Origin of the sequence: Fibrobacter sp. UBA7003 (assembly GCA_002449765.1) — a bacterium.
Classification (GTDB): domain Bacteria; phylum Fibrobacterota; class Fibrobacteria; order Fibrobacterales; family Fibrobacteraceae; genus Fibrobacter.
The window spans coordinates 45,796-58,137 of the sequence record DJXN01000015.1; the positions used below are offsets into that span (position 1 = coordinate 45,796).

At 46.4% G+C, this 12,342-nt stretch carries 12 protein-coding genes; 5 read left to right on the forward strand and 7 right to left on the reverse strand.

What is annotated here, in order from left to right; translation table 11 throughout:
• Positions 1–199: 199 nt before the first annotated feature.
• On the forward strand, positions 200–1,837 hold the full coding sequence (locus tag B2952_RS12290; protein WP_072976394.1) for a fumarate hydratase: 1,638 nt from the start codon (positions 200–202) through the stop codon (positions 1,835–1,837).
• Positions 1,838–2,081: 244 nt separating this feature from the next.
• Here the strand turns inward: B2952_RS12290 and B2952_RS12295 are convergent, their stop codons facing one another.
• Positions 2,082–2,546 (reverse strand): hypothetical protein, encoded by a 465-nt coding sequence (locus B2952_RS12295; RefSeq protein WP_290733352.1) that lies wholly within the window; start codon positions 2,544–2,546, stop codon positions 2,082–2,084.
• Between the two features lie 350 nt (positions 2,547–2,896).
• Here B2952_RS12295 and B2952_RS12300 point away from each other — a divergent pair, with 350 nt between their 5' ends.
• On the forward strand, positions 2,897–3,043 hold the full coding sequence (locus tag B2952_RS12300) for a hypothetical protein (protein ID WP_290781645.1): 147 nt from the start codon (positions 2,897–2,899) through the stop codon (positions 3,041–3,043).
• Positions 3,040–3,447 (forward strand): putative toxin-antitoxin system toxin component, PIN family, encoded by a 408-nt coding sequence (locus B2952_RS12305; RefSeq protein WP_290733354.1) that lies wholly within the window; start codon positions 3,040–3,042, stop codon positions 3,445–3,447. The genes B2952_RS12300 and B2952_RS12305 overlap by 4 nt, the downstream gene beginning before the upstream one ends.
• Positions 3,448–3,527: 80 nt before the next feature.
• Here B2952_RS12305 and thrS read toward each other — a convergent pair whose 3' ends face one another.
• Positions 3,528–5,465, reverse strand: coding sequence for a threonine--tRNA ligase (gene thrS, locus B2952_RS12310; RefSeq protein WP_290733356.1), 1,938 nt, complete (start codon positions 5,463–5,465; stop codon positions 3,528–3,530).
• Between the two features lie 571 nt (positions 5,466–6,036).
• On the opposite strand from thrS, the gene B2952_RS12315 reads away from it, so the two are divergent.
• Entirely contained in the window at positions 6,037–7,374 is a 1,338-nt protein-coding gene (locus B2952_RS12315; protein ID WP_290733358.1) for an ATP-binding protein, read from the forward strand.
• A gap of 68 nt (positions 7,375–7,442) precedes the next feature.
• On the opposite strand, the gene B2952_RS12320 is transcribed toward B2952_RS12315, so the two are convergent.
• From B2952_RS12320 to B2952_RS12340, 5 genes are all read right to left on the reverse strand, one after another.
• Positions 7,443–8,498, reverse strand: a complete 1,056-nt coding sequence (locus tag B2952_RS12320; RefSeq protein WP_290733361.1) for an HNH endonuclease family protein — start codon at positions 8,496–8,498, stop codon at positions 7,443–7,445.
• Positions 8,488–9,513 carry an adenine-specific methyltransferase EcoRI family protein gene (locus B2952_RS12325; RefSeq protein ID WP_290733363.1) on the reverse strand — a complete coding sequence of 342 codons (1,026 nt, stop codon included), beginning with the start codon at positions 9,511–9,513 and terminating at the stop codon, positions 8,488–8,490. Before B2952_RS12325 ends, B2952_RS12320 begins: the two co-directional genes overlap by 11 nt.
• Before the next feature lie 305 nt (positions 9,514–9,818).
• Positions 9,819–10,175: a hypothetical protein gene (locus B2952_RS12330; RefSeq protein WP_290733365.1), complete on the reverse strand. Its 357-nt coding sequence runs from the start codon at positions 10,173–10,175 to the stop codon at positions 9,819–9,821.
• The gene (locus tag B2952_RS12335; protein WP_290733367.1) at positions 10,175–10,594 is read right to left on the reverse strand and encodes a hypothetical protein; all 420 of its coding nucleotides are present in this window, start codon (positions 10,592–10,594) and stop codon (positions 10,175–10,177) included. Before B2952_RS12335 ends, B2952_RS12330 begins: the two co-directional genes overlap by 1 nt.
• A complete protein-coding gene (locus tag B2952_RS12340; protein WP_290733369.1) occupies positions 10,594–11,268 on the reverse strand; it encodes a hypothetical protein in 675 nt (224 codons plus the stop codon). Before B2952_RS12340 ends, B2952_RS12335 begins: the two co-directional genes overlap by 1 nt.
• 894 nt (positions 11,269–12,162) lie before the next feature.
• On the opposite strand from B2952_RS12340, the gene B2952_RS12345 reads away from it, so the two are divergent.
• Positions 12,163–12,336 carry a hypothetical protein gene (locus tag B2952_RS12345; protein ID WP_173382104.1) on the forward strand — a complete coding sequence of 58 codons (174 nt, stop codon included), beginning with the start codon at positions 12,163–12,165 and terminating at the stop codon, positions 12,334–12,336.
• Positions 12,337–12,342 lie beyond the last annotated feature (6 nt).

Genomic DNA, 12,342 nt, shown 5'->3' on the forward strand with positions numbered 1-12,342 from the left:
ACTTACGCTCTAAAAAATAGCACATCTTGGGGCGAATTGCTAAAAAAAAATAAAAAAAATTCAAATAATCCCCTTTTTTTGTACGTTCATCGGCGGTTTTTACAAAAAAAGGCATTACGCCTGGCGAGACCGCCCCCTTCGGTCGGGGCAATTTTTATCTTATGAATCAAAATTTAACCCCTCACTAGAGACACTAACTATGGCATTCAAATACGAAGCTACCGTCCAGCACGGTGAAGATACTACCGAATACGTGAACCTCGGTAAAGACGGCGTTTCCGTCGCCGAATTCGAAGGCAAGAAGATTCTGAAGGTCGCCCCCGAGGCGCTCACCAAGATTGCCCAGGCCGCCTTTGAAGAAGTCGAATTCTGCCTGCGTCCGGCCCACACGGCCAAGGTCGCCAAGATTTTGCAGGACCCGGAAGCTTCGGACAACGACAAGTTTGTCGCGCTCACCATGCTCAAGAACGCCTGCGTTGCCGCAAAGGGCATCCTCCCGTTCTGCCAGGACACGGGTACGGCTATTTGCGTAGCCCACAAGGGCCAGCAGGTCTGGACGGGCTTTGACGATGCCGAAGCCATTTCCGAAGGTATCTACAACGCCTACACCACCAAGAACCTGCGCTACAGCCAGATTGCTCCGCTCACGATGTACGAAGAAAAGAACACCGGTTGCAACCTGCCTGCCCAGATCGACATCCACGCCGAAGAAGGCGCCGAGATGAAATTCTTGTTCGTCGCCAAGGGCGGTGGCTCTGCCAACAAGACTTACTACTGGCCGATGACCAAGGCGCTCCTCAACCCGAAGTCCTTGGAAAAGTTCCTCGCCGAAAAGGTGAAGACCCTGGGTACTGCGGCATGCCCTCCGTACCACCTCGCCATTGTGATTGGCGGAACCTCTGCCGAAATGAACACCCACATGGTGAAGCTCGCTAGCTGCGGCTACCTCGACGATATTCCGACCAGCGGTTCCGAAGGCGGCCGCATTTTCCGCGACCTCGAAATGGAAGAAAAGGTTCTGCACATTTGCCAGAAGACGGGCATTGGCGCCCAGTTCGGCGGCAAGTACCTGGTGCACGATGTGCGCGTGATTCGCGCTCCGCGTCACGCTGCAAGCTGCCCGGTTTCTATCGGCGTGAGCTGCTCTGCCGACCGTAACATCAAGGCGAAGATTGACGAGAACGGTCTCTGGCTCGAAAAGATGGAACACCATCCGGAAAACTATATTCCGGCAGGCAATGCCGTGAACCTCGCTCCGGCAGTGGAAATCGACCTCGACCGCCCGATGAAGGAAGTGCTCGCCGACCTCACCAAGTACCCGGTGAAGACGCGCCTCAGCCTCAAGGGCACCATGATTGTGGCCCGCGACATGGCACACGCGAAGATTGCTGAAATCTTCGACAAGCAGGAACGTGGCGAAGAACTCACTGACGAAGAAAAGACCGTGCTCAAGGTTGTTTCTGACCACCCGATTTACTACGCCGGCCCGGCCAAGACTCCGGCAGGCATGCCCACCGGTAGCTTTGGCCCGACGACAGCCAACCGCATGGACCCGTACGTGATGCGCTTCCAGAGCAAGGGCGCTTCGATGATCATGGTCGCTAAGGGCAACCGCTCTCAGGACGTGACCGACGCCTGCAAGAAGTACGGTGGATTCTTCCTCGGCTCCATCGGCGGTCCGGCAGCCATCCTTGCTGAACAGAACATCCTCAGCAACGACATCGTGGCCTTCCCGGAACTCGGCATGGAAGCCATCCGCAAGATCACCATCAAGGACTTCCCGGCATTCATCCTCGTGGATGACAAGGGAAATAATTTCTTCGAAGGCTTGATCTAAAGGCTTGTTATCCCCGCCAGCGGGGATCTCCCTTTTCAATAGAAACGCCCCGCAAGTTTGTGCTTGCGGGGTGTCCTTGTATGTGAAAATTTGAGGAGTCTCTAGTTTTTGAATTCTACGCTCTCGATTGCCTCCAGGAGCGTTGCCTTAACATCCGTGTCGTAAGTTAAACTACGCATGAAGGCGATGATAATATTTCCTTTTGGTGTTAATCTTGATGCGATGCAGATGTCCTTTGGCGTTTTTATTTTGTAGCATCTGTATGTATACTTTTTTCGGAATTATAATCGGCATCGACAAGATTTTCTTTTGTAAAACTTGGGAAGAAATCTTCGTAAGCAGAAAAAATTTTGGTTGTCTTCAATGAATCGCTTATATCGTTCTGAAAAACTTCTGGGTTGTTTTGCGAAGCATTGCTATATGAAGCGAGTCTGAAACCCATTTCTAAATCTCCATTATCTAACGTCACAGAAGCTATTCCTTTAGTGGTGTCATGAATGGCGTTTCTGTAATCGAAACGACCGCTGACATAGAATGGGGTGTCGATTTCAAGTTTTTCTGGCATCTCGGTTGCAATAAATGCCTTTGCTGTTGATGTACGGACGTAAATGAGCATTTTCCCAAGAATGATTGGACGCATGCTTGTTCCCATCAAAATGGCACAACTAGAAAGAACAAGTGTCGTGAAAATAAGTAAAATCTTTTTCATGAATACCTCTTTTAGGTTATGTTGAAATAATAATAAATTTTATACGAATAAAAAGCAGCCCCCTAGAGAAGTCAGATTAAATGACTTTGTCTGTAATTGTGCGCAACTCGCCGGGCTTTAAGTTGCCGAGCGGGATGTTGCCCTTGGTCTATACGACCAAAGACCGACCAAAAAGTTTACAAAAAGGAGCAGTTTTGTGTAGAAAACGGCGAATTTGTGCCATTTGGTAAAGCAAACGGGCTATTCCTACTTGGAAAGGGGAGACAGTCCAAGCCTGAATAATGTATATTATGGAGGAGGTTTATATGGAAGATCTTGTTCTGACAATTCCAACCCAAGATTTGGGTATCATGGAAACGCTAGCGAATCGCATGGGCTGGACTGTGCGGTCTAAGCGGAGCATCGTCCAGAAATTCGTCGATTCATGTCCCAAGACCCCAATGATGACCGACGAAGAAATCGCCGCTGAAGTCAACGCTGTTCGATACGGGAAATGAAGGTCCTGTTCGACACAAATTTGTGGATATCATTCATGATCGGCAAGCGGCTTGCTTCGCTTGCCGATGTTTTATGCCGTAATGATGTTCAAGTTTATATGAGCGAACAACTGCTAGACGAAATTCAAACTGTGGTCGCCCGTCCGAAATTTAACGTTATTATTTCTCAAGAATCACGGCAAGCGTTTGTTGACATGGTGGATAATGTTTGCCATTGGACTCCAATCACAATACAGGCAAAATCACCTATCAGGGCCATCAAGGATCTCTTTATATTGTCAATGGCAGAAAGTGTTCCTGTTGATTTCATCGTAAGCGGAGACAAGGACTTGACAGAGTTAAAAAGTCATGCAGGAATTCCGATTCTTTCGTATTCAGAGTTTTTGAATAAATTAGGTTTATAGAAAAAACGCAGGCTCGGGTTGAGTCTGCGTTTGCTAATATGTCATCCCCGCGAAGGCGGGGATCTTTTATGCCGCGATGATTACCGCACAACCTTGCGGTCGTCTTCGGTCATCTTGAGGAAGTCGGCAACCTTCATGCTGCCTTTATCACCTTCTTTACGACGGCGGACAGAGACAACACCATCGGCAACTTCTTTCTCGCCGACGATGAGGAGGTAAGGCACTTTCTGCAATTCGCACTGGCGGATCTTGTAGCCGAGCTTCTCATTGGATTCGTCGACTTCCACGCGGACGCCGGCGTTCACGAGTTCCTTTTCGACCTGCTTCGCATAGTCAACGAACTTCTCGGAAATCGGAAGCACGCGGGCCTGAACCGGAGCGAGCCACAGCGGGAAATCGCCCATGAATTCTTCAATCAAAATGCCGAGGAAGCGTTCGATGGAACCCACGGCCGCACGGTGCAACATCACCGGAATATGCTTCTGGTTGTCCTTGCCGACATACTCGGCGCCGAGACGCTGCGGGAGGTTGAAGTCCACCTGGATGGTACCGCACTGCCAGTCACGTCCGAGGGAGTCCTTCAGCGTGAATTCGAGCTTCGGACCGTAGAAGGCGCCTTCACCCGGGTTCAGAATGTAGTCGAGGCCAGCGAGCTTGGTGGCTTCGGCGAGGGCGGCTTCAGCCTTGTCCCAGATTTCGTCGGAACCCACGCGCTTTTCGGGGCGGGTGGAGAACTTCACCACGATATCGTCGAAACCGAAGTCATGGTAGATTTCCTTGACGAGGGCGCAGAAGTCAGCCACTTCGCTTGCAATCTGGTCTTCGGTACAGAAGATGTGGGCGTCGTCCTGCACAAAGCCGCGCACGCGCATCAGGCCGTGCATGGTGCCGGCAGGTTCGTAACGGTGGCACTTACCGAATTCGGCAAGGCGCATCGGAAGGTCACGCCAGCTGCGCAGACCCGTATTGAAAATCTGAATGTGGCAGGGGCAGTTCATCGGCTTCACGGCCATTTCCACGTCGCCAGCCAGCGTCTTGAACATGTTCTCGTTGTACTTGTCGGCGTGGCCGGACTTGATCCACAAAGTCTTGTTCACGATTTCCGGCGTGATCACTTCGAGGTAGCCACGACGGTCAATCTTACCGCGGATGTAGTCCTTAAGGGCGTTCACCATCTTGGTGCCCTTCGGGTGCCAGAACACCATGCCCGGAGAATGGTCTTCGATGTGGTAGAGGTCCATTTCCTTACCGATCTTGCGGTGGTCGCGCTTTTCGGCTTCTTCGAGGAACTTCAAATAAGTTTCGAGACCTTCCTTGTCGGCAAAGCAGGTACCGTACACGCGGGTCAGTTGGTCACTGTTCTGGTCGCCATGCCAGTAAGCACCGGACATCGAGAGCACCTTGAAATTCTTGAGCTTGCCTGTAGAAGGCACGTGGGGGCCGGCGCAGAGGTCTTCAAAGTTCTTGCCCGGTTCGCCAGTCACGTAGAAGCTCAGCGTACCGTCGCTGCCTTCGCGGGCGAGAGCGCGCTGCGCGTTATCCGTCTTGTACTTGTCGCCCTCGGTGCGCTTCAGGCCATCGGCGGCGCTGACTTCGCAACGGGTAAACGGACGGTCTTCCTTGATGATTTCCTTCATGCGCTTTTCGATGCGCTCGAAATCCGACTGCTGGATCGGGGTCGGTGTCATCAAATCGTAGTAGAAACCCTTTTCGATAGCCGGACCGTAGGCGAGCTTGGTGCCCGGGAACAGGTCGCAGATGGCTTCGGCGAGCACGTGGCTGCAGCTGTGACGCAGGAGCATCAGAGCATCCGGGTCGTCGTTGCTCGGCGTGATAATCTTGATGGTGCCGCTCTCGGTAAGCGGGCGCGTGAGGTCGAGGACCTTATCGCCGAGTTTGACGCCAAGCGCCTTGCGTGCAAGACCTTCGGAAATGCCCTTCGCAATTTCGAGGCCGGTGGTGCCCGATGCTACGGAACGTACGGAGCCATCGGGGAAGGTGAGTTCGATCTGAGACATAATTAATCCTTTTTGTGGGCGGTTCTCGCCCGGTTCCCCAGAAATACGACATCTGGCGGTGCGCGCAAAGATAGAATATAGGGTGCGCAGTGGCAACCAAGACACCTTTTTTCTTCCATAAAGGGGGAAGAATCCCCCTGATTGCAGCCCCGTCGTCATGGCGGCCCTCGAGCCGCCATCTAGCCGTGTCTTCCATCACCCCCTCGCCTAGGGGACACCCCTAAAACCCCCGATAAAACTCTACACCCTATATAGCGCCCTTTTCTCAGCGACGCAAAGCGCCGTTTGTTTAGAGCGTTTCCTGAATTTCATTTTAGGGACGAGAGTCATCTGGATTCCCATGGCGTTCAGCACCTTGAAAATGGTTTCAAAACGCGTCTCGCGGTGTGTCCGATGGCTCGGAGAAACAGCGCTGGATCATCAGATTCGCTGGCTAAAATTGGCGAAATTTGCATAAAATCGGAAAATTTACACTTTTTCGGTGGTAAAAACGCGACTTTAATGCACTAATTCGGTTGAAAAAGTGCGCTAAAGTATTGACAATTCGGTTGGAAAAGTGTAGTTTTAGGGTATGTTCAAGAGAAAAATCCTTAAAGAATTCGAAAATTGGAAGATCTCGGGGGGCAAAAAGAAGGCCCTGGTTGTCAAAGGGATGCGTCAAATCGGCAAGACATCCAGTGTCCTGGAATTCGCCCGCAACAACTACGAGAACGTCGTCTATATCAACTTTAAGGAAAATGAAAATGCGAAGAAGGTCTTCGAGGGAGACCTGAATGTCAATAGGATTACTATAGACCTTTCGGCACTTTTCCCTAATGCGCATTTTGTCGAAAACAAGACCGTCATCATCTTCGATGAAATTCAGGAATGTGCAAACGCCCGCGCAAGCATCAAGCCTTTTATGGAAGACGGTCGCTACGACGTCATCTGTACTGGATCCCTGCTTGGTATTAAGGGGTACAACCGTAAAAAGGGAAAAGGCGTCCCAACCGGTTTTGAAAGAATAATTTATATGAAACCTATGGATTTCGAGGAATTTCTGTGGGCAAAGGGCATAGGCGAAAACGTCATCGCATACCTGAAGGAATGCTTCGCGAAAAAAGAACCCGTAAGCGAGGCGACACATAACGCCATGCTCCGCTATTTCAAGGAATACCTTTGCGTGGGTGGCCTCCCTTATGTCGTTTCTCGATTTGTCGAAACGAACGACATGAACGTTGTTTGGCAGGAACAGCAGGACATTCTCGAAGAATACAAGGACGATTTCGGCAAACACCTTGACGAGAATGAAAACGAGGAAATTGACCGCACGCTTCTTGGCCGCATCAATCGCGTTTTTGATTCGATTCCCGCCCAACTTGCGAAGGAAAACAACAAGTTTGTCTATTCGCAACTTGAAAAGAAGGGCCGTTCCGAAAATTACCAAACCGCAATCCAATGGCTCTACGACTGCGGCATAATCAACATTTGCCACAACCTGACCAACATCGCAGAACCCCTTGAAGGCTACAAGATCGAGAATACGTTTAAGATTTATGTGCAGGATTCCGGCCTCTTTGTCGCCATGCTGGAACGCGGCACCGCGGCCAAGATTCTAAGCGGCGATCTGGGATTCTATAAAGGAGCCATCTACGAGAACATCATCGCAGATTGTTTCTCTAAACAAGGTCGCAAACTATTCTACTTCCGCAAAGATACGGGGCTAGAAATTGACTTTGTAGAAAATGTCGGCGGCGAACTCGCCATTATTGAAGTCAAGGCAACAACGGGACGCTCCAAGTCGGCAAAGACCGTTTTGAATAACGATAACTACGCAGCCAAGGTTTGCTACAAGCTTTCCGAAAACAACATAGGTGTTGCTGGCAAGATGGTTACACTGCCGTACTACATGGCAATGTTTCTGGAGTGATTTTATAAATTGGCAGGGGGAAGCCTTCCCCTCGCCTAGGGGATAACCCTAGGACCCCGAAATAAAAACTAGATATTACCTTTCTTTTTATTGCAGGGGCCACATAGTAGCTGTGCATTCGACAAAACAGTTCGGCCACCTTTAGACCAAGCTTCTATATGATCTACCTGAAGCTCTTCTTTATAGAACCATTTTTTACATTTTTCACACTGATACTTATTTTCTCGACATTCTTTTTGAGCAAGCAATTCCCGTTTATCATCTACTGTAAACAATCGCTTGTCATCGACACTAATGCCTTGGACAATTGCTTGGATAATGTTTTCTATTTCGACTGCTTTATCTGTAAATTTTGCATCATCGCTTTTTAGATAGCGTTTTATGCGTATATTTATATCCGATTTATGTTCTTTCCAAATAGTTAAATCCTTTGCGTATTTTATCGACAGATTAAAAAGAATGTCCAAGTGACCGTAATCATCAAAAACATCTCGTATAAATCTGAAATTTTTCATTATCAGCCTTTGATCATCGGCAAATGATTTACTCTGATTCATTTTTACATAATCATCTAGTTCCTTAACATTACGAAGAGAGCAAATGAATTTTAGCGTTCTCATCTGGTTCTTTCCGCGACTATTAGGTCCGAGTATTTTAAGGGCATCTTTGTCCTGGCTTATATAACTCGTTACACCTCGTAAATATTCCCCATTATACAGTCCGTTCAACACTTCATAAGGACTAAGCGGAACACCTAAAGTATTTATGCGATTAAATATTTTTCTTTTTAGGTCTTCTGAACCGGAACAAACAATCACACTAAGTTCAGCGGAATTAAATTTATCCTGCGTTTCGCGATCCGTCTGCTTCCAAATTTTATCATTAAACAGCAAGTCATTCTCTATAAACTTCTTTATTGATTCTATTCTCTGTTTGCCATCCAACACCTCTAACTTTTCATCTTCATTTTTCCAAAGATAAAACGCAGGAAGCGGCACTTTGTTTAAAATGCTGTCTATTACGAGTTGTTGTTTTTCTGTGTTGTAAATGATTTCGCGTTGCAAGTCAATATCGCTGATGATGATTCCATCGCGAATTTTTTCGTAAAGTTCTTTAATCTTCATTATGTCGAACCTTCTTGTTTTTTATGATAATTCTTGGAAATTCCCGATGATATTTATACTTTCCATCCGGACACAATCTGTAAAAAGCCGGTCCACCCTGCTGATATTCCCCTTTTTGAGCAATCTCCTTCATCGGTTTCGCCAACGTACCACTGTAACCTAGTATTTCAAATTGTTCAGGATTGTATTTCTGAAGAAACGTAATGGGAACACTCATTTCATCAGGATAATCATACGGAATGAGATTTGTCTCCTTCACATGAATAGCGTCATAGTTTACATACTTAGGATTCCGTTCAGAAGAATATTCTTCCGTCAAGATCATTTCATCATGTCTTAAAGAGACCTCCATATTTGTAAACCAACAACAGGATCGAACCTTATTATCGTTTTTAGGAATATGAGTTCCATCGGGACGGTCAAATCCGGTCATATGAAAATGATAGCCGATCCACATTTTATTTTCATAAATGTATCTGAAACATTCTTTGTAGGTAATTGCATTTTGTGGACCAATTACGAGAAACAACATGTTGTTTTTAAACATCGTATCTATAAATTCCCGAAATTGGGAAAAGGGAGGATTCGTAATAACTACATCGTAATTTGAATAGTCGATATCTTGAAAACGAATACCCTTTTGCAATATAGGATTAAAGCCGCTTACAGATATTGATTTTATTTGATACGCATCAGCATGAGATACTAAAAATTTTATGAAGTTGCATTTTATGAGATCTATTTTCTTTTCAAACGACTTTCGTGTTTCATCGATATTTATATCTTTAACAAAGTTTAAGTTGTTAAATAAATCGGACGAACGCACTTCACTTCCGTCACTATAGACAATTTGCTGTTCAAAAGACTCGTCCCAATCACAAGGACATAAAATACGTTTTCCTTTTAATTGGTCCCTGTAATTGGGCAACTCGGCAGCAATATCTGCATATATCGTATAAAATTCGTCTTCGGCGTTTCTTTTTGACTTTTGAATACGCTCAATTCTTGTCGGCATATTTTTGCATCCTCATCTGCGAGACAAGTTCTTATTGGATGCTCTTGTACTCTATGCAAAAAAAAGGCGTGGAGTTGTAAGCACTTATCACTACTGCGGGCTACCACACCCTTAGACCTAATAAGCACAAACAACCCACGCCCCAGATGGGACGTGAGCGTTCGTCTTATCCTCAGGTCTTTTGAAAGTGGTAGTTTCAGTAGTGAGAATAAGAGACGAATCTCAAAAATTCCGGTCGCTCCGCACCATTCGGTACGGGGCTATGTCACGGAAAATGATAGTAAAAAAACAAGGAGAAATGACAATTAGAACCAGAAATAGACCGGTTGACCGAGTTCTTTAGCTTTTGTTAAAGCCTGCATCAACTTGTCAAAAGCCATTTTTTCCAATTCACCTGTTTTCTTTTCCCGAAATGTATCTGCAATGTTTATTGCAGCATCCACTTTTTCGGCAGGAATCTCCTCATCCTCATAGTGATCAATGAGCACGTCCAACGTTTCGTTAAAAGCCATATAGACATCCCACAAAGTTTCATTTTCCGGGAGTTTCAGCCACCACTGAACGAAATCGTCAAACTCTCCGCTATTAGCGTAAGATTGCCAGCAGTCCGTATTCTCGTCAAAATTCCGCTTGGGGACAAGGATTATTTCATGCTGTTCCATTACATTTCGCTCCTGTATTTTATCCTAAAGTGGGTCAGAGCCTCTCGTTCCGTCTTAGGACGTCCATGTTGCTTTCCTTTTGCATCAATATAGTTATTGACACTCTCGCCCTTCAAGTCAAAATACGCTCTAAAGGGTTTCGACAAATCTTGAATACGCAAATACCCACCCCCAATATCAGCCACAATGGAGACTTTACCTTCTTTGTCGCGCCATTCAACTTTATTGCCTTGAACTTCCGCCTGTGCTCCAGGCGCAAACTGATTTACGATATCGTTAATATTTACAGACATCCATTTTTCAGAATGCTCGAGACTCCTGTTCTTGCCTTGCACAATATTCTTCATTAAATCAGCATTTGTCCGAGCAAGATCTTTTTGCTCTTGAACAGATTTAGAGTATGTATCTTTGGAATCCATTATGCGGCCCTCCTTTCTAAAGATTCTTTGTAACAGCGAGTTCTATAATCCGAAACCACCATGTAAGGAACGTCTAATTTTTCAAGCATTTCTTCATATTCGCCCCTCAATCTTCCATAGATTACAAGAAAGGAAGGCCTAGCGATTAGCATCTTCGTTTTAAAAATGTAGCCATGCAAAGGATTATAGCGTTTCGCACAACCTAACGCACCAACAATATAAGGAATATTTTTCGGATAAGATTCGAGCGCATACAAAGTCTGCAAACAGCCTACCCGGAAATTCGGAAGAATCTTTTGTCCTGACAGAGCAACAAAAGCTGTAGCCAACTGCGAAAGCCAAATATTGAATTTTTGCATTTGAAGAGGCCAATTAATCCGAGGGCTCAAGTCAAAACCACCAAAGCCATAATAATTCAGATACAGCCCAATTTCATCAAATAGATTTTGCAACCGTCTCCGAATGAATTTATCATCAGCAAAAGAACAGAGCAAGGTCTCTTTCGGATTTTTGCAACAACGAATCCTTTGAATGGGTTCAATGAGTGTAGGGGGTTCTCCAAGAATAACCTCCCTGGGAAATACGGGAAAACCGTATCGGTTAAATGGCCATTTCGCCATTTTCAATTTGGCTCTCAACAAGAGAGCTAGTTCATATAGATTCATGATTTTCATAAATCATCCTTTTTTAAGCCAAGTTTTCCGTATTCACAACTGGCTTATAGTTGTGAACAGGGAGTCGGCCCTTATTCGGCAGCTTGCCACACATTATTTTAGGAACAAAAAAGCGTGGTGTCGTATGCACTTACCATTGCTGCGGGCTACCACACCCTACCATACAATAAGCACAAACGACCCACGCACCTAATGGGACGTGAGCGCCTGTCTTACTCTCGTATGGTTTGAAAGTGGTAGTTTCAGCAATGAGAATAAGAGACGAATCTCAAAAATTTCGGTCACTCCGAACCATTCGGTACGGGGCTATGTCAGTGGAAAATATATATAAATATGCGAGAGGGAGATCCCCGCCTACGCGGGGATGACAGGGAAAAAGGAGTTAACAAGTCAAGCTCGGCATGACAATTTGAGGGGAAAACTAGTCCAATGATCCACTTTTTATCAAAAAAAACAGCGTTAAGATATTCCTTGACTTCGACAACCTATTTGTGTATATTGTAGTCGATATTCGATAATCCCCGTGACAGTCGACATAGACCTTCGGGTCCGTACGTGCATTCGCGGCGGGGCGCATTAACCTTCTTGTTGATGCTGTTGGATAGCTGGTAGAAACACGACCTACTCGAGTGTGCTCGCTAAGGCGGGTGCCAAGTAACGCCAGGGCTGCAACCACTTAGTGCTTTAGCACTTAGTGGGCCATGGTCCCCTTTAGGGGAGAAAGCCCCCGCCAACAGAATCGCAAGATTATCCCATTCCGCGCAAGGCGTGGAAAATCTCAATACATAACAAATAAGCAAGGGTATGTTGTGCGCTGTTTTTCAGCAAAATCGCAACGGCCTGTCAAAATGTCGCCCAATGGCGACGTTCAACTAAAATTTATAAGGAATAATTATGTTCGATGAAATTTTCGGAAAATTCAACGGAGGCCCGAATCGCAGTGCTAACAACGCCATCGGGGATTTCGCCAAGGTACTAGAAGAAAAAGATGCCGAAATCAAACGGCTTAAGGAACTGATTCTGCGTTGCCCAAAATGCGGCGCTAAACTACGTTACCCGAGAGGATGAAAGGGG